The following is a 25,949-nucleotide window of genomic DNA, read 5'->3' on the forward strand; positions in this document are numbered from 1 at the left end:
CTCAATGAAAAAGAAACTTATCAGTACTTTATTATGCGTATCCATGGTAGCAGCTATGGTAGCTGGATGTGGATCAGGGGATGACACAAAGGATGCGAACAATGATGCATCCAACACAGAAGGAACAGCAGATGCAGATACGGACACAGACAGTGGTTCTGATTCTACAGAAGTAGAGAACACCATCACCGGTGATCCAAGTGCAGATGATGCATTCGTAGTATGGGGCTGGAACGACGATATCAAGAATATCTTAGATGGACCGTTTGCAGAGCAGTACCCAGACCTTGCAAAACGTATCGTATTCGTAAATGCAGGTGGATCTGATTATTATCAGACAAAGATTGATGAAATCTTAGATGATCCTGATAATGAATTGTATCCAGACCTGATGGGACTTGAGGTTGACTACGTTTTGAAATATGTAAACAGCGACTGGCTGACCTCAGTTGGTGACTGCGGAATTACAGCAGATGATTATGCAAATCAGTATCAGTACAATCTGGATCTTGGTACCGTAAGTGGTGAGGATTCATCTGATGCAAACAATGTAAAAGCATTATTCTGGCAGGCTACTCCTGGATGCTTCCAGTTAAGAGCTGATCTTTGTGAGAAATACCTTGGAACAACTGATCCTGCTGAATTAAGCACAATGTTCTCTACATGGGATGGCGTTCTTGATGCAGCAAGAAAAGTAAATGATGCATCCAATGGAAAATGTAAACTGTTCTCCGGTTATGATGAGTGCTTCCGTGTACTTTCTAACTCAAGAGCAACTGGCTGGTATGGCGATGACGATGTGATTTCTGTTGATGATAACATGACACAGTACATGGACCTTGCTAAGACAATGGTAGACGAAGGCTTAACCTATGAAACAGACCAGTGGTCAACTGACTGGTATGCAAACATGGAAGGTGACGGCGAAACATCTAATGCAGCACTTGCTTACTGCGGATGCCCATGGTTCACATACTGGAGCTTAAAAGATACCTGGAAAGGCAACACAATCCTTGTAAACGCACCGGAGCAGTTCTATTGGGGTGGTACAGGACTTGCAGCAACAGCTAACTGTGCAGATAAAGAACTTGCTGGAACAATCATTAAAGCATTTACCTGTGACACAGACTTCATGGTATCTATCAATGCAAAGAACAGTGATTTCGTAAACAACAAAGAAGCTGTTAAGAAGATTTCTGAAGCAGGCGCAACATGTGACTACTTATATGCAGATGCTGGTCAGGACATCATGGCATTCTACTTACCAATGGCTGATTCTATCAGTGCTAAGAATGCAACAGCAGAAGATCAGAACATCAATGCTTCCTGGGCTACTCAGGTAAAAGAATATGCAGCAGGAAACAAGGATAAGGATACTGCAATCGCAGATTTCAAATCCGCAGTACATGACTCCTATTCATACTTAAAAGCTGAATAATCAGTAAAAGAACAATAACTATGCTGCCCTTTCCGGCATGGGAAGGGCAGCATTTATAAACAAAACTATTGGAGAGTTGTTTTTAATATAGGGAAATGGAAGATGGATTGAGAGGAGTTGGCAAAGATGGACAAAAAGAAAAAACGTAAACATATTGAATATGGCAGATATGGATACTTCTTTATCGCCCCATTCTTCATTGCATATTGTCTGTTTCAGTTATGGCCGTTATTTAATACATTTTACTATAGTACATTAAGCTACTATAAGAGAAACGGTAGAGAATTTATTGAATTTTGTGGATTAGACAATTTCAAAAATATTCTTGGACTGACAGCAGGTGAAAAAGGATATGCATTGATTTATTTGAAAAATACACTGGCAATGTGGGTATGCAACTTTATTCCACAGATTTTAGTTTCATTGTTACTGGCAGTATGGCTGACTGATAACATTGTAAAATTAAAAGCTCAGGGCGCATACAAAATTATTATTTACTTACCGAGTATTATCACAGCAGCGTCTGTATCTGTTTTATTCAATGCGATGTTCTCCCAGTACGGACCAATTACACAGTCCTTACGTAACATGGGAATCATTTCACAGAAATTTAACTTTATGACAAGCGTCGGCGGAACGCGAGGGTTAATATCATTTATCCTCTTCTGGATGTGGTATGGAAATACAACCCTGTTGCTGATATCAGGAGTTTTGGGAATTGACCCAAGTCTTTATGAAGCAGCTGATATCGATGGAGCAACCGGATGGAAGAAATTCCGTTACTTAACACTTCCATTATTAAAACCGATTATGTTATATGTATTGATTACTTCCGCAATCGGTGGTTTACAGATGTACGATATCCCGGCATTATTCAATGTCAGCAAGTCAGGACTTATCGGACAGCCGGATGATTCATCCACAACAATGGCAATGTACATCATGAGATTATATCAGAGTGATGTAGGTAAGGCGGCAGCAGTATCTGTATTCCTGTTTATTCTGACCTTGATTATCAGTCTTATCTTCTTCGGAACGATGACGGATCGGAGCGAGAAGAAACATAAGAAAGGAGGGAATCGATAATGGCAAGTTTTGATATGGCAATGAGCGGACAGACATCCCAGCCAAAACAGAAAAGTTATTCGAAAGTATTACATACAAAAAGAGCAATCCGAGGTTTGATTTGTATCCTCTTCTGTCTCCTTAGTTTACTGCCATTCCTTTTAATGGTTATGAATGCAACCAGAACCTCCGGAGATATACAGGCAGGTGTAACATTGATTCCTTCTTCCCACCTGATGGAGAACTGGAATATGCTTCTTCAGAAGCAGAATGGTATGAGATTAACATTAGGAAGAGCAATGTTGAACTCCTTATGTATCACAGTACCAGGTACCTTCCTTGCAGTATATTGTTCCTGTATGACAGCTTATGGAATTCATGTATATAACTTCAAAGCAAAGAAGTTTGCATGGGCGTTCATCATGGCAATCATGATGGTGCCGAACCAGATTACAATCATTGGTTTCTACCGCTTTATGTTAAAACTGAATCTGGTAGATACTTATATCCCATTGATTATTCCTTGTATCGCAGCACCGGCAGTTGTATTCTTCATGAAACAGTATATGGAAAGTACCTTATCCATTGAAATGATTGAAGCCGCACGAATTGACGGAGCAAGAGAATTCCGGATTTTCAATACCATTATCATGCCGATTATGAAACCGGCAGTAGCAACACAAGCAATCTTCCAGTTTATTGCACAGTGGAATAACCTCTTTACCCCAACCATCATGTTAACAACTGATGAGAAGAAAACACTTCCATTGTTCGTACAGATGCTGACAGCAGATCAGTTCCGTGTAGATTACGGTGTTGTATATGTAGGCCTTACCGTAACGGTACTTCCATTAATTATTGCTTACCTTATCCTTTCAAAATACATTGTAGCAGGTGTAGCACTTGGTGGTGTAAAGGGCTAAAACAAAAAGAATTCTTTTTTCCATTTCCTCATACAAAATATAATTAAGCGCGAAGAGAGGTTGCCGAAAGGCAGCCTCTCTTTGTGTGCATACAATCGCTTGCAATTAGGCAAGTTCTGTGATACACTTTCAAACGTTGCAAGTACCCCGTAAAACCAAGGTCTTTGGGGAAGAAGAAACCGAGTGTTCGAGACCTTCCACTCGTAAAACAAAACTAGAGGAGACAAAAGAATATGAGAAACAAAAAAGTATTATTTATTGTGCAGGCTGCGTTAATTGCAGCAATCTATGTGGCGCTGACTTATCTTAGCAGTATTGCAGGACTGGCATCCGGTACGATTCAGGTGCGTATTTCAGAAGCATTATGTATTCTGCCGGTATTTACGACTGCAGCAATTCCAGGATTATGGCTGGGATGTTTTCTGGCAAATATGCTGACAGGCGGTATTCCTGTGGATGTTGTGTGCGGAAGCATTGCAACTTTGATTGGAGCGTTTGGAACTTATGCATTAAGAAAGCATAAATTTGCATGCACATGGCCGCCGGTTATTGCAAATATGGTGATTGTACCTTTTGTATTACGCTATGGTTATGGCTTTATTACAGAATTTAAAGGCGTTGACTGGTCGATTCCATTTAATGCACTTACTGTTGGAATCGGAGAAGTTATCACCTGTGTGATTTTAGGCAGTGTATTACTCCGGGTACTGAATAAGTACCGCAATGTAATCTTTCATGAATAAAAATAAAATAATACTTGCAATTTAAAATGCCATAAAATATAATGGTTTTAGACCAAAGAGGGTATATTCGAAAGAATATGCCCTCTTTTTACATCTGAAAAATACTTAAAGAGGGTGATTGATTGAAAACACTAGAGACAAATGACTGGATGATTTTAAATAGTATTATTTATAAGATTTATACGACGGAAGATGCAGATATTATGCGGGAGCAGTTTTTAGAGCAGATGAAGATGGTGCTGGATTTTGACAGTGCAGATTTTTTTCTCGCAGACAGCCAGGAGAGCAGGCATCTGGTAAGACCGGTCACTTATAATTGTGATGATGAATCCCCGATGTATGATGAAATAAATTCGAACCGCGGAATTGTATATAGCGGAAAGAGCCTGGTGTACCGGGAAACTGATATGATATCGGATGAAAAAAGGGTACAGACAGAATATTATCAGAAGGTGTACCGGCCAAATAACTGGCATTATGCAATTCAGATGATATTGGGAAGAAATAAAGAATTTTTAGGCGTTGTCACTTTTTACCGGACAATCGGAAAAGATAATTTCCAGTATGATGACATTTTTATTCTGGACATGTTAAAAGACCATCTGGCATTCCGGTTATATAAGGACGGACAGCAAAAGGATGAAAGGGCAGAGAAACTTACGATAACAGAAGTAACAGAGAAATATGAACTGACAAAGCGGGAGCATACGATATTGCAGCTTCTGATGCAGGGAAAGGATAATCATACCATCTGTGAAGAATTGTCCATAAGCGTAAATACATTAAAGAAGCATATCTTAAATATTTATCGGAAGCTTGGTATCAGAAACCGTGTTCAGATGTTTAAAATGATTAAAGAAAAAGAGTGATTTTTCTATATCGAAAATCTGATGGATATTTTTGCATTGCCGGAAGAGGAAGCAGAAAATTTATTGCAGGGTGGTAAAGAACAGTAAAATATATATTGGAATAGCATGATTTAAGGAGAAGGTTCGCTATTGTCATAACTGATGGAAGGAGACAATAGGGAATCTTTTTTTACTTTACAGGGAATTGTTTTCCTGTAAAGTAAAAAACGCTCCGCGCGAATGCACACTGCGGCGTATAAGGTAAATGTCACAAGCGACCGCTGCTGTCGCGAGAATGTGCCAAGGCACATTCTATGTTCCGATAAACATGGGAAACATATTTCTAGCAGTTTATGGCAGGAGCAGAATTTGACAATCTGGGGTATAATATTGAGGAAGAAAAGAGAATGAGGAAGATGATATGATAGCATTTAGACCAATAACCATAGATGACAGAGACTGGATGAGCGAAAAACTCAGGGAAGATGACCGACAGGGCTGTGAATACAGCTTTGCAAATAACTTTATCTGGTCTGTGATATATAAAGTGGAAGTGGCAGAAGTCTGCGGCTGCTGCGTGATAAAATTCGATGCAGAAGGGGAAGACTGTTATGCATTCCCAATTGGAGCCGGAGACAAGAAAGCAGCAATTATGCAGCTCCTTACACATGCAAAAGAAGATAACAGCAAGCTCTATATTGAAAGTATTGAGGAGGCAGACCGGGAGTTTTTAGAAAAGTATTTTTCCGGTATTTTTCAGATTGAAGAAAACAGGGACAGCTTTGATTATATTTATACAGTGGATAAGCTGACCAGTCTGGCAGGAAAGAAGCTTCATGGCAAACGAAATCACATTGCGAGATTTAAAGACAACGAGGATTGGAGTTATGAGCCAATGACAGCGGAAAATAAGCAGGAATGCTATGATATGAATCTTAAGTGGTGCGACCGGAGAGCCTGCAAGTGGAATGAGGATATGAGTGATGAGCAGTGTGCCCTGAATCAGGCAATGAAATATTTTGATGCGCTGCATTTAGAGGGCGGCATATTGCGCAAGGCTGGAGAAATCGTAGCATTTACCATAGGAGAACGATTAAATTCCGATACTTATGTAGTGCATTTTGAAAAAGCATTTCCGGAAATACAGGGTGCTTATCCGATGATTAACCAGCAGTTCGTAATGCATAATTGTCAGGAGTATAGTTATGTAAACCGAGAAGATGATGCCGGGGATGAGGGACTGCGAAAGGCAAAATTATCCTATTATCCTGATATTTTGCTGAAAAATTATACTGCACGGGAGATTTAACATGGAAATAAGGTTTGCAACAAAAGAGATGATTCCTCAGATAAAAGAAATCTGGCATCAGTGCTTTGGGGATGAAGAGGATTATATGGAATTCTATTTTACCCACCGGTTTACGGAAGAAAATATGCTGGTGTGTATGGAAGATAAGAAACCTGTGGCAATGACAACATTTCTTAAGGCGTATCTTGTGACCGGGGAAGGTGAGATACCGGTACATTATGCTTATGCAGTAGCAACCCTGCCGGAATACCGGGGCAGAGGCTATGCAAAAATGCTGTTAGAAAAAGGAAAACAGCATTTTCAGACACCGATTGTCTTAGAACCAGCCAGCGAAAGCCTCATATACTATTACGAGAAGCTGGGCTTTTGTATGGCATTTTGCGTAGCAGAGCGAACTATTCTTCCGGACGAAATTGCAGAAGCAAAAGGGGAAGAAAAAGGGCAGCAGGAATACTGGCTGCTTACAGTGACACCGGATGAGTATGTGCAGCTTCGGGATGCTTATTTTATGGGAAATGGTTATATCCGCTGGGATAGGGATGCAATCGCCTATGTACTGCTGGAAAATGACTATGCAGATGGCTATGCCTATAAAGTGCAGCACCATGGCAGAGAGGAGCTTTTATTATTCAGGGAAGAGGAAAATGCAATCGAAGTATTGGAGACAACTTTATCAGAGCAGGATTTGCTGGCGGTATTAAAGCGTCTTCGGATAAAAGTTCTGGTCAGAGTCAGAAAATCTTTGGCGGCAGTTGAAAGAGAAGAACGAGTCGGAAATGATAAAAAAGAATCGGGCTATCAGAAAAAAGATTTTGGCATGATAACCGGCTGTGATGAGGCGGAGAATGGGTACTTGAATCTTACGCTGGAGTAGAAACTTTATGAGATAAATTCCATATGAGAGAAGAATTTTATAAGAAGATAATGAAATGCAGCTTTAGAATAGCAAGTGTGAAAGGAGGTTTTATATGATTGGAGTATATATCTGGATTCCGTTTGTAGGAACATTTTTAGGGGCGGCCTGTGTGCTGTTTATGACTGGGGAGTTGAAGCCGCTGGTGCAGAAATCCCTGCTGGGATTTGCATCCGGAGTCATGGTGGCAGCGTCGGTATGGTCGCTATTGATTCCGTCTTTGGAATTGTCAGAAGAAATGGGAAGGTTGTCATTTATTCCGGCAGCAGTTGGATTTGCCCTTGGAATTGCATTTTTGCTGATTTTGGATAGGATTATTCCGCATTTACATTTAAACAGTGATGAGCCGGAGGGAATTAAAGCACACCTAAAAAAAACAACCATGCTGGTACTGGCAGTTACCTTACATAATATTCCGGAAGGAATGGCAGTGGGAGTGGTATTCGCAGGATTTCTGATGGGCAGCGGAAATATTACTTTGACAGGAGCACTTGCCCTGGCAATCGGTATTGCCATTCAGAATTTCCCGGAGGGTGCAATTATATCATTGCCGCTTCGCAGTGAAGGAACCGGAAAAGGAAAAGCATTTCTTTACGGTGCACTGTCTGGCATTGTAGAGCCGATAGCTGCAATTATAACCATTGCAGCAGCATCTGTAGTGATTCCGATTCTGCCGTATCTGTTATCGTTTGCAGCAGGCGCCATGATTTATGTGGTAATAGAAGAACTGCTGCCAGAGGCATCCACAGGTAGCCATTCGAATATTGCAACCATATGGTTTTCAGTAGGATTTCTGCTGATGATGATACTGGATGTGGCACTGGGATAGAAAATCCCGGATAGCTGATAATTTGAGGAACATCTCATTTTTATCAGGTATCCGGGATTTTTTGTTAAAAATGTCCGGTTTCAACGATGATAGATCAAGTTGTAAGTTTATATGAATACTTTAAATTCATAGTTTACAAATGAATCGAAAAATCATATAATATCAATATGTATGTAAACAAAAGGAGGTGCGGCTATGAATATGAATCCGGAAATATATAGTGCAATTAGAGCGAACAACAATATGATTACAACATCGGATGTTTTGTCGATGGGATTTTCTAGAATGTTATTATCAAAGTACGTAAAAGAAGGATTACTAGAGCGTTGCAGACAAGGTGTTTATATGCTTCCAGAAGAAACACAGGATGATATGTACATATTAATGCTTAGTTCAAAAAAGATTATTTTTTCTCATGATACAGCATTATTTTTGAATGGGTTATCAGATCGAACTCCGTTTACTCATTCAGTTACGATTCCGAGTAATGCCTGTTTGCCAAAAGCAATTATAGGAGAATGTAATTGTTATTATGTGAAACCAGAGTTACATCAGCTTGGCGCTATTGATATGAAAACCACTTTTGGAAATGTAGTTCGATGTTATGATGCGGAAAGAACAGTATGTGATTTGTTAAGAAGTCGCACTCGTATAGATGAAGAAACTGTAATTGCTGCAATAAAAAATTATGCAGAATCGAGAAATAAAGATTTAAATAAATTATCAGAGTACGCAAAACAATTTAAGGTGGAAAAGACTTTGAAGAGGTATCTGGAGGTTTTATTATGAGTTCAAAAGCAATGAGTTTAAAGGGCAAAATAAAAAATTATGCAAAATCAAAAAGTATAGCAGCACAGGTTGTTTTGCAGAATTATATGTTCGAACGATTTCTTGCAAGACTGTCAATGTCAGACTATCGTGAGAAATTTGTTGTAAAGGGCGGAATGCTTATTGCAGCAATAGTCGGATTGGATACCAGATCCACTATGGACCTTGATACAACACTCAGAAATCTGCCACTAACGGAAGAAAAGGTTATGGAAGCAGTGGAAAATATATGCAAGATTACGTTAGGTGATGATGTAATATTTGAAGTGAAATCGATTGCACCTATTAGGAAAGATGACCGTTATGGTGGATTCTGTGTAAGGCTAGATGCAATATATGACACAATTGTTACCCCGTTATCAATAGATGTTTCTACAGGTGATGTGATAACACCGGAAGCTGTTGAATATGAGTTTAGTGGAATATTTGATGAAGAAATCAGAATTAAGATGTGGGGATATAACATCGAAAGCGTTATGGCTGAAAAGGTTGAAACAATTCTAAGTAGAGGAATATTTAATACAAGACCAAGAGATTTTTATGATGTTTATATTCTTGGAACAACACAGAGATATGATAAGAAAATATTCCTGAAGGCATTAGAGGCGACTGCAATTCATAGAGGAAGTAGGGAGCAAATAATAGATAAGACTGGAATTATTGAAAAATTGTCTGCAAGTGAGGAATTGATTCAAATGTGGGAGAAATATCGGAAGAAGTTTTCTTATGCAAGCGAAATTCAGTATGCAGATGTTATGGATGTGCTTATAAAAATGTTCCAATAGTTCTGTTCAGGAATGAAGGAACTTCTCTTATATGGTTATTTATGGTATCATATAAGAGAAGTTTTTAGTTTTATCGGGGAGTTTGGAGGTGCTATAAGCCTAAATCATCAAATCAGAAATTGAAACTGATATATCTTATGAAAATTCTTCTGGAGCGGACTGATGAAACGCACAGTATTACTATGCCGGAGATTATAGATGCACTCGCTGCGTATGATATAAGTGCGGAGTGCAAAACTGGCAAAAATCGGGAGCCGTCGATGCTCTCGACGGTTCCCGATGTATTGCCCACTAACTTTGAAATTTGTTCCCTTTTGGGATTGATATATTGCTTGCGACTAATGCGAGTGTAATGGCTTTTGGAAGGCAGAGATAAACATGAAAAAGATTATTATGAAAGTTGGGTTAATAATTATGGCACTTACAACAATGGTTACTATGAGTGCTTGCTCTAAAATTAATAATGATACGGCAAACGATGTGTGCTCGGCGTTGTCTGAGAAGTATGGAGAATCTTTTGTTGCTGTAAAAATTGGTGATCGCTTCAATACTGATAGTGCAAAACTTTATGTTCATCCTGCAGATAATGAAGACATTTTATTCACAGCTAGAATTAACAAGGACACCGGTGCAGTAGAGGACAATTACATCGAGGAAAAGGTAAACTACCAGGTTGAAGATACTTTGAAGAATGCATTTGAGCTGAATGGTATATCTGCTGCATCAAGATGTATGGTTGTTACCAGAGATACGTTGAGTGTTGAAACAGAGGAATATACACCTCAAACCTTTAGTGAAAAATATGGGTTTACCCATTACACTGTTTATCTTGTCCTTAAAGATGGCACCTACACTGCGCACGATGTTCTGAATGCAGTCAAGTTTGCTAATGACACAATCGGTGTAAAACTTGTTATTGCGGGATATGTTTTTGAAGACGATGGATATTCGAAATGTGTTTCTGAGATTCAGTCAACCCCGGATATCAGTATTACTATGATTGAAGCAATTTCTCCGATTTCCTCCTTTGATGTGAATGTTGAACAGGGTATGTGTTCAATTACTGAGGATGAGTTATCAGAGAAACTCGGGAGGTCTTGATTATGGCTTATTCAGATCTCCAATTATAGGACAACATAAGTAGTACTATATAATCAGAAAGAAACAAATAACCTTGATAATTCTTGATTACAGGAGGTATGGCAATGAGAAATTGGATGGATTTAAATGGCGATGGAGAAATAGATAGCTCAGAAATGATGTTTGCAGGAGAAATGCTTTGCACCAGCAGGGAAGAACATGAAGCATTATTTGGAGATGCCGGAGACTTCGAGGATGACGCAAAGGATGATTTTGAGATTGATGCAATGGCAGCAGGACTTGATGTTGATGAATTAGAACGTATGAATCCAGATGACAGGACAGAGGCATTGGAAGAAGCAGGGTTAGACCCGGATGATTATGATTTTGACTGAGTTTTTTGCAAGGGAGGCTGATTTGTATGAGAAAGAATTCATTTGGACAGGGACTGGCAATATTCCTTGTAATAATAGGTGTTCTGTTTGTAATAGGTTCCATAGGTGAAGCAAGTGAGCCTAAGTGCATTAAGGCAGGATGTGATAATAAGCAGGCAAGTGGAAGCAGCTATTGTTATTTGCATAAACCATATACGGGAAGCAGTACATCCCATAGAAGTTCATCATATAGCAATAAATCGTCTGGCAGTACTTCTAAGAGCAGTACAAGTAACTCTGGTTCAAGCAGTAGTTACAATAATAAATCAAATTCTACAAACAAGTCATCATATAGCAGTGGTACAAAGAAAAGTACAACGACAAAGAAGAGTACATATGACTCTTATGATGATGGCTATGATGATATCTATATGGATGACGATTATGACTATGACAGATATGACAGAGACAGCGATTATGCAGATGGTGTAGATGATGCAATGGATGAGTATGGAGAAGATTGGTAATGCTGACAAAGTTTTACGGAAAGGAGACCACTATGGAAGAACTTTATTTTACCATCAGGAGTTTTCAGTTAAGAACCAATACTTGAATCACCACACCATACTTCATTTATGTGAGGTCTTTCATAGCGGCGCATATCCTGATTGCTGGTTGTTTTGAGCTTAAGAGCCAGGAGATTAATATATCTGTTAACCGTGGGTTCAGATACATCCCCTTTTTTGATGCTTCCGTTTTCATGAAGCTGTCTGTAGATAGCAGAAAGTCTGATGATGTTATCGTTCCAAGCGTACCTAAAACCGAAAAGGCAAGGTAAGTGCTTATGACAGATAAAGAGAAAAGGTACTGGGCATATTTTCTGAATGGAAAGTAGTAGCCGAAGGGAGGGTGATTCATCTTATGGTGGATTGCTCTTTTTGCCGTTTGGCTTGAAAAAGTAAAAAAATTCCAGGTATATTTTTTTGAGAAAAGGGAAATATATTAATGGCACTAAAATAATAATAGTGCCGAAAAAATATTGACAAATATGAAAAGAAATATTACGCTATTCATATATTTCCGGCACTTGGCTGGGTGAAGTGCCGGAAAAATAATTGGAGGTGATATCACGATGACTGAAGAAATTTATTTCAGGGGTGTTCATAATGTGACGGAATTTACGCGCAATGAATTATTCGTCTCTTTTCGTCAGGGAGGATATCAATTAAGTGAAGCTTCGTTCTACAAAAAGGTTGAAGATATGGTCAATGATGGTGAGATAGTAAGGGTGGGACGTAATCATTATTGTTTGCCGAATGATAAGCGACAGGTGTACCGGCATGACTATTCGGAATTGGCGGAAGAAGTGGCATTGCAACTAGAGGAACAATATCCATATTTGAATTTTACAATATTTGAATTTGTTCAAATGAATGATTTCGTAAATCATTTAGTGGCTCATAATGTTATATTCCTATCAGTAGAATCAGATATTATGGAATTTGTTTTTGATACATTAAAGGAGAAATATCCTGGAAAAGTGCTTATCAATCCAACGGCAGATATCTACCATCTGTATTGGTCGGATAACATGATTGTAATTGTAAAGCTTATAACAGAAGCACCAAAAGGACAGGAAAAATCGTGGCATACAAGATTGGAGAAGCTATTAGTAGACATTATGTCAGAACCGTTACTTCTGGCATCTATAAGTGAGTCAGAATATCCGGGTGTATATATGGATGCTTTTACAAGATACTATATTGATGAAAACTGTTTGTTTCGATATGCAAATCGAAGAAAGAGCGCAAAGAAAATAAAGAAACTGCTACATGATAAAACGGATATTATATTAAAAACAAAGGAGTAGGTGCAAATGCTTTTGGACTTCTTGAAGCTTTGGCAAGGGTGAGGATGCCATTTATTTTTAAAGGTGGTACCTGCCTTATGATGCTAATGGATAAGCCACGTCGATTATCTACAGATATTGATATTATTGTGGAACCAGGGACTGATTTGGATGATTACTTAGAAAAAGCATCTGCTATATTTCCATTTCAGATGGTGGAAGAACAGAAGAGAGTCGGAAAAAACAATATAGAAAAGCGGCATTTTAAATTTACTTATGATTCACCAATTAACAATAAACAATTTTATATATTATTGGATGTGCTATTTGAAAATAATCATTATGCAGAAGTTGAGACAAAGGAAATAAGAAATGATTTACTACTGACAGAAGAAGAGTATCTAACAGTTAAAATTCCGAGTGCAGATTGTATTCTTGCAGATAAACTGACTGCATTTGCTCCTCATACGACAGGTGTCGAACTTAATAAAGGTAAGGATATGGAAGTAATGAAGCAGCTTTATGACGTGTGTTCTTTAATAGAGGTTTTTAAAGAATGCGATGTTGTAAAGCGTACATATGAACCGATTGCGTTGGCGGAGATTGCATACCGTGGAATAAATGCAACACCAACGGACTGCTTATGGGACAGCTTTGAGTCAGCTTTATGTATTGCGTCACGAGGCAAGGTCGGAGCAGAGGAGTATCCGATATATGTTAAAGGTATACGTGACTTACGTGGACATATTTATGCAGAAAACTATAGTCCGGAAATTGCAGCAGGGAGAGCAACCATGGTTATGTACATGGTAATGTGTTTGTTGACAGATACAGAGTTTGAAAAGGTGAAGGACTTCCGGGAATATGCCAATCATAAATTAGTGCATGAAAAGTTATTGACTCTTCGTTACTTGAAAAAGGCAAATCCAGAGGCCTATGCTTATGTGGTGAAGACTGATGAGATAATGAAATAAAATGATACTTGAAGAATTAATATCAAAAGCTAATCTTTGAATAAATATTTTTTGAATTTAAGTGACTCTTGACACATTTTTCCCGTCTATTAGGGTGAAAGGCCTTAATACAAGGGAAAGGAGGAGAAGCCTATGGATGATAAGCAGATATTAGATTTATATTGGGAGCGCTCCGAAGCTGCTATATCCGAAACTTCAAAAAAATACGGAAAGTATTGCAGATATATAGCCTTTAATATTCTTCACAATGACGAAGACAGCGAGGAATGTGTAAATGATACTTATTTAAGAGCTTGGAACAGCATACCGCCTAACCGTCCATCTGTCCTAAAAACTTTTTTAGGGAAGATTACTCGCAACTTATCTTTGGACAGGTACGAACTGCTCAATGCAAAGAAACGTAATGGCGGGCAAATGCCATTGGTTTTTGATGAAATAAAAGAGTGCATACCATCGTTGGATAGTACAGAAAACATTGTTGAAGAAATTGCTCTAACGGATATTCTCAACCGCTTTCTTTCTTCCCTGTCATTAGAACAGCGAAAAATCTTTATGAGAAGATATTGGTATTTATCGCCCATTAAAGAAATTGCAACGGAATATGGTATGAGCGAGAGCAAAATCAAGATGTCATTATTTCGTTCAAGGAACGAACTCAAAAAATTGTTAGAGAAAGAAGGTATCTCTGTATGAAAGAAAAGAAACTTTTAAGGGCATTGGGAAATGTCGATAATCAGTATATTAAGGAGGCTGAACCTATGAAAAAAACAAGTAAAATAACTAATCGGCAAAAATGGGTGTCTGTTGCTGCTTGCTTCGTACTCGTTGCTGTGATTGGAGTGGGAATTTTTCAAAGCAATCTGTTTGGTACAAAAAACGATATTGCTACGCTGGATGGTGGAGAAACAATTACTTTTGTTAAAAATGACTTATCACAATCTTCAATTAACTTAAATGTAATAACAAGACCTTTGAGCGATGCTGAGATTGAAATGCTTTTTGCAGACTTGCCTGTTACCGCAGATGCTTACTTTGATGCTGACAATCATAATATTCTGGGTTTTGAGGGAAAAATTGGTGATACAAGAATGGTAGTATCTAAACAGGGTGTAAATCTATTAGATACTATCATTGATGGAAATACAATCACTTCAAGTATAGACGGCGTTGATATCAATGCAGGATATTTCGTAACAAAGTCAAATAGTCAAGGTATCAAAACCGTAATATATTATGCAACCTTTGATATGGGAGAGAACACTATTTATGTAGAGTATTCTGGCGCTGAAAATGAAAGTGAAACTGTAAAGAACAACTTGGTAGACACAATTTTGAAGTTGATTGAGAACGGTGCATTTGATTTGAGCCAAATCCAAGAATAATCTGCAAATTTCATATACTAAGAACTTGATATAACGCCTATACCCTTAAAAATATTTGGCTTCGGTATGCTGTATTGCGTGGTGTATCTTCCTTCTAAAGATGGCACATTATTTCTTTGCTGTGGTTACAAATGCACCAATTACATATTATGGAACGGTGTGCATTGTGCTGTTTGGATTAATGTGGAGTATAGTCATGGAATTGAAGCAGGAATTAAAAGAATACCTTTTGGGGTTTCCACAGGAATATTGGCTTGTTCCGTGTTCTAATAGTTCAAGATATAACAAGGTGTTTCGTTTTATATGGTTAGTAGGCGTCGTTTTAGGAATGATATTTTTATTAATGATTAAATGAGGGATGAGTCTTTGATAAAAGTTATATTTTATTTTTTGCTTGTAAGTATAGGAGCAGGTTTGGTGCAGATGAAAATACCGCTGTTTGGTCGTCATGGCAAGCGGTGGGAAGAACAAAATTATGCACAGCGGTTTGGCGGTATCTTTTTTCCGGTATTCATTGCGCTTGTAGTTATCTTTTTATTTAATGAGTATAAGACGGCTCAATTACCCACTTTGAATGAAGAAATGCTGATGAATGGAGCGGAGTATTGTTTGGTAACTGATCTGAATGAGATAGGAGATGCGGATTATGCTTATGAGATAAAAAGCGGAAGCTCACAAGAGGAGATTTGCGGAATTATATCAAGTATATGTATAGACTTAAAAAGGGAAGATGATTTGGTAAATGCCAGATATGAAAACGGAGAATATATTATCATCAGCAATGGCATAACAATAGGACGGGCTGTCATAAATGACAAAGCAACAACAGATTTGTTGAAAATATACTTTTGCAACTAACAGTGGATGAGCGTTTCTGTGTAACTTTTAGGCGAGAATATCAAAAACTTTTCGTTCTGTTCACATTAACTGCTATCATTCAGAAGGGGTATGTGGTACTATTTAGTATAGTGGGGAAAGTGTGCACAGTTGCTGAATTATAAGATGAAGAGGTGTTACTGATGAAGATATGCTATAACAAACTTCAAAAACTTATGATTGATAATCAGATGAAAAGACAGTATTTAATGCGTGCAGCCGAAATCACATCATACGCTGCAACGAAGATAAATAAGCATGAGCCAGTATCTCTTGAAGTACTGATGAGGATATGTCAGGTGTTTCACTGCGACATCGGAGATATATGCGAAGTTATTTTAGATGAAGATTAAAACACGGAGGTAATTATAGATGGCAAGTGCGGTTAAACCAAAGAAAGAAATATCAATGGAAGAAGCACTTTGGAAAAGTGCTGATAAATTGAGAGGTTCTGTTGAGCCTGCGGAGTATAAGCACGTTGTTCTGAGTTTATTCTTTCTTAAATTTGCCAGTGACAAGTTTGAGGAATGCCGTAATAAGATTATTGCTACACACGGCGAAAAGTATGCGGATATGAAGCCGTTTTATACTCAGGAAAATGTATTCTATCTTCCTGAAGAAAGCCGTTGGAAATACATTATTGAAAACGCAAAGCAGGACGATATTGCCCTGAAGATAGATACAGCACTTTATACGATTGAGAAGAACAACCCGGCACTGAAAGGTGCTTTGCCGGATAACTATTACTCCCGCTTACATATTGATACGGCAAAGTTGGCTTCTTTGCTTGATGAAATCAATCGTATCAACACGGATGATAAAGAGAACGACATTATAGGTCGTGTATATGAGTATTTCCTCAGTAAGTTCGCTCTTGCAGAAGGAAAAGGTAAAGGAGAGTTCTATACACCAAAGTGCATTGTAAACCTGATTGCTGAAATGCTTGAGCCTTACGACGGAATACTGTATGACCCTTGTTGCGGTTCGGGCGGTATGTTTGTGCAGTCCATCAAGTTCGTAGAAGCACATAGCGGTAATAAAAAGAAAGTGTCTATTTACGGTCAGGAATACACAAATACCACTTTCAAACTGGCAAAAATGAACTTAGCTATCCGTGGTATTTCTGCAAATCTTGGAGAGATGGCAGCCAATACATTTACCAATGACCAGCACAAAGACCTTAAAGCAGATTTTATTATGGCAAACCCGCCTTTCAATCAAAAGCAGTGGAGAGCCGAAAATGAGCTTATAGACGACCCTCGTTGGAACGGATATGAAGTTCCGCCAACAAGCAACGCAAACTATGGTTGGATACTGAATATTGTTTCCAAACTCTCTCAAAACGGTGTGGCAGGTTTCCTGCTTGCCAATGGTGCATTATCTGATGATGGTACAGAGTTGAAAATCAGACAGCAGCTTATAGAAAATCACTTGGTAGAAGCGATTATTATTCTTCCGAGAAACCTTTTCTATACCACTGACATCAGCGTTACCCTTTGGGTACTCAATAAGAATAAAAAGGCTCGTGTTGTTGAACAGAATGGAAAGCTAAAACGCTATCGTAATCGAGAAGATGAAATACTCTTTATGGATTTGCGACAGATGGGAAGTCCTTATGAGAAGAAGTACATTGAATTGACAGAGGAAGATAGAGCCAAAGTTACAAGTGTATATCATAACTGGCAGCAGGAAGGCTATGAGGAAACTTATGAGAATGTGCCGGAATTTTGCTATTCTGCTTCTTTTGATGAAGTAAAGGAAAAAGGATTTACTCTTGTACCGAGCAGATATATTGAGTTTGTCAACCGTGATGAGAACATCGACTTTGATACCAAAATGAAATCATTGCAGGGAGAACTCAAAGAACTTCTTGCTCAAGAGGAAAAATCTAAATCAGATTTGCTTGCTGTATTTAAGGAGTTGGGATATGAAATCGAGTTATGATATTTTAGGAAACCATATCCGACTGATTGATACTCGGAACAGAGAAAGCATAACAGACAGAGTTTTGGGAATTAACATAGACAAGTTCTTTATGCCGTCGGTTGCAAATGTCATTGGTACGGATTTGAGTAAATATAAACTGATAACAAAAGGAAAGTTTGCGTGTAATCCAATGCACGTTGGTCGTGATGAACGACTTCCGGTTGCATTGTATGATGAAGAAGAACCTGCTATTGTTTCTCCGGCGTATTTTATGTTTGAGGTAGTAGATAACAGCATTTTGAATGAAGATTATCTGATGATGTGGTTTCGCAGACCGGAATTTGACCGTATTTGTTGGTTACATACTGACGGAAGTGTTCGTGGTGGGATTACTTGGGACGATATTTGCAGACTGGAATTGCCTATCCCACCTATTGAAAAACAGCTTGAAATAGTGAACAGTTATAAGGCAATTACGGAAAGAATTGCTTTAAAGCAGAAGATAAATGATAATTTAGCGGCTTGAGAGTTGGGCAATCAATGTGCTTTGAAGCTCCTTGAGTTTCAGTATCTCGGATTGATTGTAAGAACGAACCTTTTCGACTTCTTTCAAAACACCTGTAATAGCCAACATGGAAGATTCGCAAGGTAAATATATTGGCAACTCACATTGTTTAGTTATTCCAATGTAAGCTCTTGTACTTCCACCACCAGCAAATGATTCCAAAATTGACTGGAAATAGCTTGAGGTAAAATAGTATCTGAGATAAACATTGCTTAATCCTTTATGAACTCGATAGTAGGTAACCTGCGGAGTAAGGATGATGTAATCATTACCTTCTGGTACAATAGCAACTCTGCCCAAAGTTGCCTTATGTGTTAACAACACATCATTGGGTTTTGCAAATCCTTTTCTAAGAGAGCTCGCTTGTTTCTCCGAAATAAATGCGCACTGAGAAAGGTCAACAAATCCATCAGATAAATTGTTTGCCATAATAAACGGAACACCTGATGCAACATAATCGCTTACCTTGGGATGTATCTCTCCATGGTTTCCGTCCATAGGAGGATCAATAAACCCTCGGTCAATCAAATCCTGCACCGTGTACTTAATCCAAGGTTTGCCACATTCTAAATCAGCTGAATACTGATTGTACATAACGCAAGCACATTGTTCAGCTAAATTATCATTTACCGAAAAGGAGGGTTCATATATGGCATCACATAATTTCGCCTTTGAAGGTGGAGAAATATTGACCGGAATGGGTGCATCGTGGTTTGTGTCCTATGCCTACTATGAAACGGTTGACCCGTCTCACAGAAATTGGGCGAAGGTATCGACTACACAGCCCAGGATTTCCAAATACAACAAAGGTAAACAGTATCACAGGGCTTGGCTGAAAGAGGTTCTTGCTATGAACCCTGCCAACCTCAATAAAAACACCATCGGGCTTGATGCAGCTCAGACCAAAGCTATGGCGAAAGCTGTCCTGGAAAAGCTCGGCTAACCAGTTAACAACTCCTACCGACGGCGGGAGTCCTAAAAAGAACAGCCGTTGCTTGTCGTTCTCAAATTTGCAAAGGAGAAACGACGATGAAACAGAATTTAATCAATGATGTTGTTCAAGGGATGTTACCATACTTGAATAATGGACAGACTGAAAAGTTGCAAGAGGTATTGCATTTCGCACTTTTTAATTATCAGGTAACGCAGGATAAAGAACACGAGGAAATCTCAGAGCAGAATTTGGTGGAGCTATTCCTTTCGGCAAAGCGAATCGAAGGTTGCTCTGAGAAATCCCTCAAATACTACCAAACAACGATTGAAGCAATGCTCTATCAGCTTCAGAAAGATGTAAAGCAAATCGTGACCGATGACATAAGAACATACCTTACGGAATATCAGAACCGCAAGCATTCAAGCCGTGTTACGATTGATAATATAAGGAGAATACTCTCCAGCTTTTTCTCTTGGCTTGAGGATGAAGATTATATTCTGAAAAGTCCAGTCAGGAGAATACATAAAGTTAAGACTGGAACAAGCGTTAAGGAAACTTATTCCGATGAAGCACTTGAGCTTATGCGTGATAGTTGCACAGAGCTTAGAGATTTGGCAATGATAGATATGCTTGCTTCAACGGGAATGCGTGTCGGAGAGATGGTTCTGCTCAATCGTGAAGATATAAACTTCAATGAGCGAGAATGTATTGTGTTCGGTAAAGGTGATAAAGAGCGAATTGTGTACTTTGACGCAAGGACGAAGATACATCTGCAAAACTACTTACAGAGCCGAAAAGATGATAATCCGGCATTGTTTGTTTCCTTGCAGTCACCGTATAACAGAATGAAAATCGGTGGCATAGAAGTTAGACTTAGAAATTTGGGTAATCGCTTGGGTTTGGCAAAGGTACACCCGCATAAGTTCCGACGAACCCTTGCGACGATGGCAATAGATAAAGGAATGCCCATTGAGCAGCTTCAACAGCTCTTGGGACATAGAAGAATAGATACGACCTTGCAGTATGCAATGGTCAAACAGAGCAATGTAAAGATGGCTCACAGAAAATACATTGGATGAGGCGATTATGATGAAAGAAGGCTACAAAATGCTTGGCAATTTTATCAGACAAGTTGATGTGAGAAATACAGAAGGTAAAGAGGAAAATCTCTTGGGGGTTTCAGTTCAGAAAAAATTTATACCCTCGATTGCCAATACAGTTGGAACAGATTTCGCAAAATACAAAGTGGTAAAAAGACGACAGTTTACATACATTCCAGATACTTCTCGACGTGGAGATAAGATTGGAATAGCATTTTTGGAGGATTACGAGGAAGGACTTGTCAGCAATGTATATACCGTATTTGAAGTGATTGACGAAAAACAAATGTTACCGGAGTATTTGATGTTGTGGTTTAGCCGTCCGGAATTCGATAGATATGCCCGATTCAAATCCCACGGTAGTGTTCGTGAAGTAATGGATTGGGATGAAATGTGTAAGGTAGAATTACCAGTTCCGCCCATAAATGAGCAGAAAAAAATCGTAAAAGCGTATAAGACGATTACCGATAGAATAGCACTGAAGCAGAAGATAAATGATAATTTACTGGCTACATCACAAGCTATTTTCAAGTCTTGGTTTGTAGATTTTCAGCCTTTTGAGGGAAAATGCCCCTACTTTTGGCGAAATGGCTGTGTAGAGGATATTGCCGAGTTCTATGACTCTATGCGTAAACCCCTTTCTACGTTAGAAAGAACCGATATGGAAAAGGTATATCCATACTATGGTGCTGTATCTATTGTTGATTATGTTGATGATTACTTATTTGACGGTGAATATCTTCTCGTTAGTGAAGATGGTATTTATGTCGTAGACGAAAATGGACATCCGTTGCTACAACATATAACCGGGAAGTTTTGGGCAAATAATCACGCACATATCTTAAAAGGTAAAGCTGGTTTTACAGAAGATAGTTTGTATTTATTCTTGGCAAATACTAATATGGCTCCTATTGTTACTGGAGCAGCACAACCAAAAATCAATCAAGCAAACTTAAAAAGTTTTCCTTTAGTTATCCCTGATAGTGAAACTTTGTCCAAATTCAATGCGTTAATTGAACCATTTTTCGACCAACGCTTGAGCAATGTAGCGGAAATCAAGGAATTGGAAGCTTTAAAGGAATTGCTTCTTTCACAGCTCACACATTAAGCCGCTAAATTATCATTTAACGGAGGTGGTATGTATGACAACAGCAGAAATAATTCAAATAGTCATTGGAATATTGTCATTAGTGGCAACAATAGCTGTTTCGTTTTTGATATATTGGTTACAAACACGGCACGAAAAAGAAATTCAAAAACTACAAGCGGAAAAAGAGTTAGAAATGAAGGCACGGTTATTTTTAATTGATAATGAGCCTGAGAGAGATTATTTACCATGGTGTGTTATAGTTGCTAATTTACATCCACTTGAAAGACATTCCAGAAAGATTTACACGGCATATTGTCGTTGTACGGAAGAACTTCAGAATGAAATATTGCGTCAAGCAGGATATAAAAGTAATTCAATACAGGGAACTCGTTGGGTACAGAAATGTATAATGGATTTGGAAAAGGATATTGAGCGATATAATTTAGGTAGAGATTATCTGTATGATGGAGCAAAGTATTTTCATAGAAGCTATGAGAGATACCGTGATTTGCGGTGGAATGGTACACCAAGTGTGTTTGAACCCATAAATAAGGATAATAAATCCAGAAGAACTTTCAATATAAATCAACTGTCTGTTGGGGAGTATGTAGATGAGTATTTTTATTACTACATTGAAAAGAAAATGGAATTTGACGAAGGTACACCTATTCCACCAATGGATTATGTATGGAGTTCTCAAAATCTTGCATATTGTGAAGAAGAAACAGTGTGTATGTGGTTAATGGAGTTGATTGAAAGTATTGCTATTGTAATAAGAAATAGAAAGTCTGATGAAGAAATAAATCAAAATCCATTAGAATATACAGATGCACAAGCTGAAACATTTGAGGACAAGTATTATGAGGTAATACAACAGCTTTATAATACTTATTATAAGAGTATTGCGGAGAATAAAAACAAAAGGAAGAAAAGCTAACGCAAAAGGAGTGAACGCAATGGCAAATTTTAATGAACACGCATTGGAAATGTCAATAATGGAGTTGTTCAAAGACGAGGAGTACACCTATGTCAGTGGCGACCAGATACACAGAGAAAGGACAGAGGTTCTGCTTACGGGCGACCTGAAGCAATATCTCTATAATCGCTATGCGAAAGACGGTATCACACCGAGTGAGGTGGATAGTGTCATTTTAATGTTGCGTAATATTTCCGGTACGATTTATGAAGCAAACAAAGCTGTATTTAAGTTGCTTTGCGATGGCTTTATTCTTAACCGTGAGGACAGAACGCAGAAAGACCTCTATATTGAACTTATTGATTTTGACACTCCCGAAAACAATATTTTCAAAGCGGTTAATCAGTTTGAAATTGAGGGCGTAAATAACCAGTTGCGTATTCCAGATGGCATTGTGTTTGTAAATGGTATTCCTGTTGTTGTTCTTGAGTTTAAGAGTGCGGTACAAGAAAATACGACCATAATGGACGCATACAAGCAGCTTACAATCCGTTACCGTAGAGATATTCCGGAGATTTTTAAATACAATGCTTTTGTTGTTATCAGTGATGGAGCAAATAATAAATATGGTTCTTTCTTCAGCCCGTATGATTTCTTCTATGCGTGGAGAAAGATAAATTCAGACGATAAAGAACTGGACGGTATCAATTCTCTTGTAACAATGATAAAGGGACTTTTCCGAAAAGACCGTTTGCTTGAAGTTATCAAAGATTTTATTTATTTTCCGGATAACTCCGATAAGGATTTGAAGATAGTGTGCCGCTATCCACAGTTCTTTGCGGCAAATAAATTGTATGAGAATATCAAGGCTCATCTTCGCCCTGAAGGAGATGGTAAAGGTGGTACATATTTTGGAGCGACAGGGTGCGGTAAGAGTTATACAATGCTTTTTCTTACTCGTATGTTGATGAAAAGCAAATACTTTTCTTCTCCGACCATTCTCATTATTACGGACAGAACAGACCTTGACGACCAGCTTTCCAAGCAGTTTGTCGGTTCAAAGAAATATATCGGAGATGAAACTGTTGTAAGCATTGAGTCTCGTGAGAAACTTCGTGAGGAGCTTCAGGGACGAGAGAGTGGCGGTGTTTATCTGACTACCATTCAGAAATTTACAGAGGATTTGCAGCTTCTTACAGACAGAACGAACGTTATTTGTATTTCTGATGAAGCACACAGAAGCCAAATCAATCTCGACCAAAAGGTTAAGATTACAGAGTCCGGTGTTCAGAAAACCTATGGCTTTGCCAAGTATCTGCATGACTCTTTACCAAATGCGACTTATGTTGGATTTACCGGAACTCCGGTTGATGGAACAATCGAAGTCTTTGGTGGTGTTGTAGACGCATATACAATGACGGAAGCTGTTAAGGACGGTATTACAGTTAATCTTGTTTACGATGGTCGTGCAGCCAAGGTTATGCTCAATCAGGATAAGGTAAGACAGATTGAAGAATATTATGCTCAGTGTGAACTTGAGGGGGCAAATGAACATCAAGTAGAAGAAAGTCAGAAAGCAGTTGCCAAAATGGAAGTTATTATTGGCGACCCTGATAGACTTCGTGCTGTTGCGGAGGATTTTATCAAGCATTATGAAACCCGTGTGGCAGAAGGTGCAACCGTAGCAGGCAAAGCAATGTTTGTATGTTCCAATCGAAATATAGCATACGATTTCTATAAGATAGTAAAGGAACTCAGACCGGAATGGACAGAAAAGAAGATTTGTGATGACGGTGTTGTTCTGAGTGAGAAAGATAAAAAAGAGTTGAAGCCAATGGAAAAAATTAAGTTGGTTATGACTCGTAATAAAGATGATGAAAAAGAGCTATTTGATATGCTTGGCACAAAAGAGGATAGGAAAGAATTTGACCGTCAGTTCAAAAATCCGAAGTCGAACTTTAAGATTGCCATTGTTGTAGATATGTGGCTGACTGGTTTTGATGTGCCGGAGCTTGATACGATTTACATTGATAAGCCTATTCAGCAGCATACCCTTATTCAGACGATTTCCCGTGTAAATCGTGTATGCGAGGGCAAAGATAAAGGTTTGATTGTTGACTATATAGGTATTAAGAAAAATATGAATACCGCCCTCAAGAAATATACGAATTTTGAGAGCGAAGAATTTGAAGGTGTGGAGCAGTCCATCACGATTGTAAAAGACCAGTTAGAAGTCCTTGGTCAGATGTTCCACAACTTTAACAGCAGTGATTTCTTCAATGGTTCCCCTACCGAACAGCTTGCCTGCTTGAACCGTGCGGTTGAGTATGTGCAGTTGTCTGAAGAACTGGAAAGAAGATTTATGGCAGCAGTCAAGAGAATGAAACAGGCATTTAACCTCTGTAGTTCAAGTGAGAAATTCTCTGATGAAGATAAGGATTATATTCATTTTTATTGTGCTGTCCGTTCTATCCTTTTCAAGTTGACAAAAGGTGATGCACCGGATATCGAGCAGATGAACGCTCGTGTCCGCAAAATGCTTGAGGGGGCAATTCAGTCCGATGGTATTGAGGAATTATTTGAAACCGGAAAGCATATATCGGTTGATATTTTCAGCGATGAATATATGAATAAGATAAACGCTATTCAGTTGCCGAATACGAAAATTAAGATACTTCAAAGACTTCTTTCTCAGGCAATCGACGAGTTTAAGAAAGTCAATAAGATTATGGGGGTAGAATTTGCAGACAGACTCAAAAAGGTTGTTGATGAGTATAATAACCGACGTCGTGATGAAGCGTATGCCAACGAAGTCCTTGATGATGTTGCGGAGCAGCTTGCACAGTTGTTGTCTGAACTGAAAACAGAAAAAAACTCATTCAAGAATATGGGCATAGATTATGAGGAAAAGGCTTTCTATGATATTTTGAAAGCAGTTGCCAAGAAGTATGAGTTTGAATATCCGGACGATAAAATGATTGAATTATCCAAGAGGATAAAGCTGATTGTTGATGATAAGTCACGTTATACTGATTGGTCTGCCCGTGATGATATTAAGGCAAATCTGCAAGTGGATTTAATATTGCTGCTTGATGAGTTCGGCTATCCGCCAGTAACCATTGATGATGTTTACAAGGAAGTTCTTGAACAGGCAGAGAATTTTAAGAAATATGCGAATTAAAGAATTGATTGGAGTAGGAAA

At 38.5% G+C, this 25,949-nt stretch carries 27 protein-coding genes and 1 pseudogene; 26 read left to right on the forward strand and 2 right to left on the reverse strand.

Annotated elements, in window-relative coordinates:
• Positions 1–4 precede the first annotated feature (4 nt).
• The 13 genes from DWV68_RS07755 to DWV68_RS07820 all read left to right on the forward strand — a co-directional run bounded on the left by DWV68_RS07755 (position 5) and on the right by DWV68_RS07820 (position 11,662).
• Positions 5–1,438 carry a hypothetical protein gene (locus DWV68_RS07755; protein ID WP_118665401.1) on the forward strand — a complete coding sequence of 478 codons (1,434 nt, stop codon included), beginning with the start codon at positions 5–7 and terminating at the stop codon, positions 1,436–1,438.
• Positions 1,439–1,564: 126 nt separating this feature from the next.
• Entirely contained in the window at positions 1,565–2,524 is a 960-nt protein-coding gene (locus DWV68_RS07760) for a carbohydrate ABC transporter permease (protein WP_118665403.1), read from the forward strand.
• Complete coding sequence (locus tag DWV68_RS07765; protein WP_243089492.1) at positions 2,524–3,426, forward strand: carbohydrate ABC transporter permease; 903 nt, start codon at positions 2,524–2,526, stop codon at positions 3,424–3,426. The genes DWV68_RS07760 and DWV68_RS07765 overlap by 1 nt, the downstream gene beginning before the upstream one ends.
• Before the next feature lie 233 nt (positions 3,427–3,659).
• A complete protein-coding gene (locus tag DWV68_RS07770; protein WP_118665405.1) occupies positions 3,660–4,169 on the forward strand; it encodes a QueT transporter family protein in 510 nt (169 codons plus the stop codon).
• 122 nt (positions 4,170–4,291) lie between these two features.
• Positions 4,292–5,038 carry a helix-turn-helix domain-containing protein gene (locus DWV68_RS07775; protein WP_118665407.1) on the forward strand — a complete coding sequence of 249 codons (747 nt, stop codon included), beginning with the start codon at positions 4,292–4,294 and terminating at the stop codon, positions 5,036–5,038.
• 400 nt (positions 5,039–5,438) lie between these two features.
• Positions 5,439–6,326: a DUF2156 domain-containing protein gene (locus tag DWV68_RS07780; protein WP_118665409.1), complete on the forward strand. Its 888-nt coding sequence runs from the start codon at positions 5,439–5,441 to the stop codon at positions 6,324–6,326.
• Position 6,327: 1 nt separating this feature from the next.
• Positions 6,328–7,200 (forward strand): GNAT family N-acetyltransferase, encoded by an 873-nt coding sequence (locus DWV68_RS07785; protein ID WP_118665411.1) that lies wholly within the window; start codon positions 6,328–6,330, stop codon positions 7,198–7,200.
• 94 nt (positions 7,201–7,294) lie between these two features.
• Positions 7,295–8,068 carry a ZIP family metal transporter gene (locus DWV68_RS07790; protein WP_022243695.1) on the forward strand — a complete coding sequence of 258 codons (774 nt, stop codon included), beginning with the start codon at positions 7,295–7,297 and terminating at the stop codon, positions 8,066–8,068.
• A 195-nt stretch (positions 8,069–8,263) separates the two neighbouring features.
• Positions 8,264–8,857, forward strand: coding sequence for a type IV toxin-antitoxin system AbiEi family antitoxin domain-containing protein (locus tag DWV68_RS07795; RefSeq protein ID WP_022243694.1), 594 nt, complete (start codon positions 8,264–8,266; stop codon positions 8,855–8,857).
• A complete protein-coding gene (locus DWV68_RS07800; RefSeq protein ID WP_022243693.1) occupies positions 8,854–9,681 on the forward strand; it encodes a nucleotidyl transferase AbiEii/AbiGii toxin family protein in 828 nt (275 codons plus the stop codon). Before DWV68_RS07795 ends, DWV68_RS07800 begins: the two co-directional genes overlap by 4 nt.
• Positions 9,682–10,059: 378 nt before the next feature.
• Entirely contained in the window at positions 10,060–10,782 is a 723-nt protein-coding gene (locus DWV68_RS07810) for a hypothetical protein (RefSeq protein WP_118665413.1), read from the forward strand.
• Positions 10,783–10,886: 104 nt separating this feature from the next.
• On the forward strand, positions 10,887–11,156 hold the full coding sequence (locus DWV68_RS07815) for a hypothetical protein (RefSeq protein ID WP_022243691.1): 270 nt from the start codon (positions 10,887–10,889) through the stop codon (positions 11,154–11,156).
• A gap of 26 nt (positions 11,157–11,182) precedes the next feature.
• Positions 11,183–11,662 carry a hypothetical protein gene (locus DWV68_RS07820; protein WP_022243690.1) on the forward strand — a complete coding sequence of 160 codons (480 nt, stop codon included), beginning with the start codon at positions 11,183–11,185 and terminating at the stop codon, positions 11,660–11,662.
• Positions 11,663–11,736: 74 nt separating this feature from the next.
• Here DWV68_RS07820 and DWV68_RS15170 read toward each other — a convergent pair.
• A pseudogene (locus DWV68_RS15170) lies at positions 11,737–11,919 on the reverse strand (IS481 family transposase); the annotation flags it as partial.
• A 348-nt stretch (positions 11,920–12,267) separates the two neighbouring features.
• On the opposite strand from DWV68_RS15170, the gene DWV68_RS07830 reads away from it, so the two are divergent.
• The 8 genes from DWV68_RS07830 (at position 12,268) to DWV68_RS07870 (ending at position 18,668) form a co-directional block, all read left to right on the forward strand.
• Positions 12,268–13,005, forward strand: coding sequence for a DUF6577 family protein (locus DWV68_RS07830; RefSeq protein WP_118665415.1), 738 nt, complete (start codon positions 12,268–12,270; stop codon positions 13,003–13,005).
• A gap of 44 nt (positions 13,006–13,049) precedes the next feature.
• Complete coding sequence (locus DWV68_RS07835; protein WP_118665417.1) at positions 13,050–13,958, forward strand: nucleotidyl transferase AbiEii/AbiGii toxin family protein; 909 nt, start codon at positions 13,050–13,052, stop codon at positions 13,956–13,958.
• Positions 13,959–14,090: 132 nt separating this feature from the next.
• On the forward strand, positions 14,091–14,651 hold the full coding sequence (locus DWV68_RS07840; RefSeq protein ID WP_118540929.1) for an RNA polymerase sigma factor: 561 nt from the start codon (positions 14,091–14,093) through the stop codon (positions 14,649–14,651).
• Entirely contained in the window at positions 14,648–15,340 is a 693-nt protein-coding gene (locus DWV68_RS07845) for a hypothetical protein (protein ID WP_118540930.1), read from the forward strand. The genes DWV68_RS07840 and DWV68_RS07845 overlap by 4 nt, the downstream gene beginning before the upstream one ends.
• Positions 15,341–15,763: 423 nt before the next feature.
• Positions 15,764–16,198, forward strand: coding sequence for a hypothetical protein (locus DWV68_RS07855; protein WP_227700434.1), 435 nt, complete (start codon positions 15,764–15,766; stop codon positions 16,196–16,198).
• A 161-nt stretch (positions 16,199–16,359) separates the two neighbouring features.
• Complete coding sequence (locus tag DWV68_RS07860; RefSeq protein WP_118540932.1) at positions 16,360–16,569, forward strand: helix-turn-helix domain-containing protein; 210 nt, start codon at positions 16,360–16,362, stop codon at positions 16,567–16,569.
• A 19-nt stretch (positions 16,570–16,588) separates the two neighbouring features.
• A complete protein-coding gene (locus DWV68_RS07865) occupies positions 16,589–18,160 on the forward strand; it encodes a type I restriction-modification system subunit M (RefSeq protein WP_118540933.1) in 1,572 nt (523 codons plus the stop codon).
• On the forward strand, positions 18,144–18,668 hold the full coding sequence (locus DWV68_RS07870; RefSeq protein ID WP_118665419.1) for a restriction endonuclease subunit S: 525 nt from the start codon (positions 18,144–18,146) through the stop codon (positions 18,666–18,668). Before DWV68_RS07865 ends, DWV68_RS07870 begins: the two co-directional genes overlap by 17 nt.
• Here DWV68_RS07870 and DWV68_RS07875 read toward each other — a convergent pair.
• A complete protein-coding gene (locus DWV68_RS07875) occupies positions 18,657–19,301 on the reverse strand; it encodes a hypothetical protein (protein WP_118592606.1) in 645 nt (214 codons plus the stop codon). The genes DWV68_RS07870 and DWV68_RS07875 overlap by 12 nt on opposite strands.
• A gap of 55 nt (positions 19,302–19,356) precedes the next feature.
• Here DWV68_RS07875 and DWV68_RS07880 point away from each other — a divergent pair, with 55 nt between their 5' ends.
• From DWV68_RS07880 to DWV68_RS07900, 5 genes are all read left to right on the forward strand, one after another.
• Positions 19,357–19,650 carry a hypothetical protein gene (locus tag DWV68_RS07880; RefSeq protein ID WP_118540934.1) on the forward strand — a complete coding sequence of 98 codons (294 nt, stop codon included), beginning with the start codon at positions 19,357–19,359 and terminating at the stop codon, positions 19,648–19,650.
• Between the two features lie 86 nt (positions 19,651–19,736).
• The gene (gene xerA / locus DWV68_RS07885; protein ID WP_118665421.1) at positions 19,737–20,720 is read left to right on the forward strand and encodes a site-specific tyrosine recombinase/integron integrase; all 984 of its coding nucleotides are present in this window, start codon (positions 19,737–19,739) and stop codon (positions 20,718–20,720) included.
• Between the two features lie 7 nt (positions 20,721–20,727).
• The gene (locus tag DWV68_RS14550) at positions 20,728–21,849 is read left to right on the forward strand and encodes a restriction endonuclease subunit S (RefSeq protein WP_197420832.1); all 1,122 of its coding nucleotides are present in this window, start codon (positions 20,728–20,730) and stop codon (positions 21,847–21,849) included.
• 34 nt (positions 21,850–21,883) lie between these two features.
• Positions 21,884–22,768 (forward strand): hypothetical protein, encoded by an 885-nt coding sequence (locus DWV68_RS07895; RefSeq protein WP_118540942.1) that lies wholly within the window; start codon positions 21,884–21,886, stop codon positions 22,766–22,768.
• Between the two features lie 19 nt (positions 22,769–22,787).
• Positions 22,788–25,928, forward strand: coding sequence for a type I restriction endonuclease subunit R (locus tag DWV68_RS07900; protein WP_118540944.1), 3,141 nt, complete (start codon positions 22,788–22,790; stop codon positions 25,926–25,928).
• The last annotated feature ends 21 nt before the right edge of the window (positions 25,929–25,949 follow it).

Source organism: Roseburia sp. AF12-17LB (assembly GCF_003479605.1).
GTDB lineage: Bacteria > Bacillota > Clostridia > Lachnospirales > Lachnospiraceae > Roseburia_C > Roseburia_C amylophila.

What these genes read in the sequence shown, in the direction of transcription:
- DWV68_RS07860 (WP_118540932.1), top strand. Translation starts at nt 16,360, where the DNA reads ATGAAGATATGCTATAACAAACTTCAAAAACTTATGATTGATAATCAG.
- DWV68_RS07785 (WP_118665411.1), top strand. Translation starts at nt 6,328, where the DNA reads ATGGAAATAAGGTTTGCAACAAAAGAGATGATTCCTCAGATAAAAGAA.
- xerA (WP_118665421.1), top strand. Translation starts at nt 19,737, where the DNA reads ATGAAACAGAATTTAATCAATGATGTTGTTCAAGGGATGTTACCATAC.
- DWV68_RS07820 (WP_022243690.1), top strand. Translation starts at nt 11,183, where the DNA reads ATGAGAAAGAATTCATTTGGACAGGGACTGGCAATATTCCTTGTAATA.
- DWV68_RS07900 (WP_118540944.1), top strand. Translation starts at nt 22,788, where the DNA reads ATGGCAAATTTTAATGAACACGCATTGGAAATGTCAATAATGGAGTTG.
- DWV68_RS07835 (WP_118665417.1), top strand. Translation starts at nt 13,050, where the DNA reads ATGCCATTTATTTTTAAAGGTGGTACCTGCCTTATGATGCTAATGGAT.
- DWV68_RS07755 (WP_118665401.1), top strand. Translation starts at nt 5, where the DNA reads ATGAAAAAGAAACTTATCAGTACTTTATTATGCGTATCCATGGTAGCA.
- DWV68_RS07845 (WP_118540930.1), top strand. Translation starts at nt 14,648, where the DNA reads ATGAAAGAAAAGAAACTTTTAAGGGCATTGGGAAATGTCGATAATCAG.
- DWV68_RS07800 (WP_022243693.1), top strand. Translation starts at nt 8,854, where the DNA reads ATGAGTTCAAAAGCAATGAGTTTAAAGGGCAAAATAAAAAATTATGCA.
- DWV68_RS07795 (WP_022243694.1), top strand. Translation starts at nt 8,264, where the DNA reads ATGAATATGAATCCGGAAATATATAGTGCAATTAGAGCGAACAACAAT.
- DWV68_RS07895 (WP_118540942.1), top strand. Translation starts at nt 21,884, where the DNA reads ATGACAACAGCAGAAATAATTCAAATAGTCATTGGAATATTGTCATTA.
- DWV68_RS07790 (WP_022243695.1), top strand. Translation starts at nt 7,295, where the DNA reads ATGATTGGAGTATATATCTGGATTCCGTTTGTAGGAACATTTTTAGGG.
- DWV68_RS07875 (WP_118592606.1), bottom strand. Translation starts at nt 19,301, where the DNA reads ATGTACAATCAGTATTCAGCTGATTTAGAATGTGGCAAACCTTGGATT.
- DWV68_RS07840 (WP_118540929.1), top strand. Translation starts at nt 14,091, where the DNA reads ATGGATGATAAGCAGATATTAGATTTATATTGGGAGCGCTCCGAAGCT.
- DWV68_RS07870 (WP_118665419.1), top strand. Translation starts at nt 18,144, where the DNA reads ATGAAATCGAGTTATGATATTTTAGGAAACCATATCCGACTGATTGAT.
- DWV68_RS07780 (WP_118665409.1), top strand. Translation starts at nt 5,439, where the DNA reads ATGATAGCATTTAGACCAATAACCATAGATGACAGAGACTGGATGAGC.
- DWV68_RS07855 (WP_227700434.1), top strand. Translation starts at nt 15,764, where the DNA reads ATGAAAATACCGCTGTTTGGTCGTCATGGCAAGCGGTGGGAAGAACAA.
- DWV68_RS07765 (WP_243089492.1), top strand. Translation starts at nt 2,524, where the DNA reads ATGGCAAGTTTTGATATGGCAATGAGCGGACAGACATCCCAGCCAAAA.
- DWV68_RS07865 (WP_118540933.1), top strand. Translation starts at nt 16,589, where the DNA reads ATGGCAAGTGCGGTTAAACCAAAGAAAGAAATATCAATGGAAGAAGCA.
- DWV68_RS07830 (WP_118665415.1), top strand. Translation starts at nt 12,268, where the DNA reads ATGACTGAAGAAATTTATTTCAGGGGTGTTCATAATGTGACGGAATTT.
- DWV68_RS07810 (WP_118665413.1), top strand. Translation starts at nt 10,060, where the DNA reads ATGAAAAAGATTATTATGAAAGTTGGGTTAATAATTATGGCACTTACA.
- DWV68_RS07770 (WP_118665405.1), top strand. Translation starts at nt 3,660, where the DNA reads ATGAGAAACAAAAAAGTATTATTTATTGTGCAGGCTGCGTTAATTGCA.
- DWV68_RS07815 (WP_022243691.1), top strand. Translation starts at nt 10,887, where the DNA reads ATGAGAAATTGGATGGATTTAAATGGCGATGGAGAAATAGATAGCTCA.
- DWV68_RS07760 (WP_118665403.1), top strand. Translation starts at nt 1,565, where the DNA reads ATGGACAAAAAGAAAAAACGTAAACATATTGAATATGGCAGATATGGA.
- DWV68_RS14550 (WP_197420832.1), top strand. Translation starts at nt 20,728, where the DNA reads ATGATGAAAGAAGGCTACAAAATGCTTGGCAATTTTATCAGACAAGTT.
- DWV68_RS07880 (WP_118540934.1), top strand. Translation starts at nt 19,357, where the DNA reads ATGGCATCACATAATTTCGCCTTTGAAGGTGGAGAAATATTGACCGGA.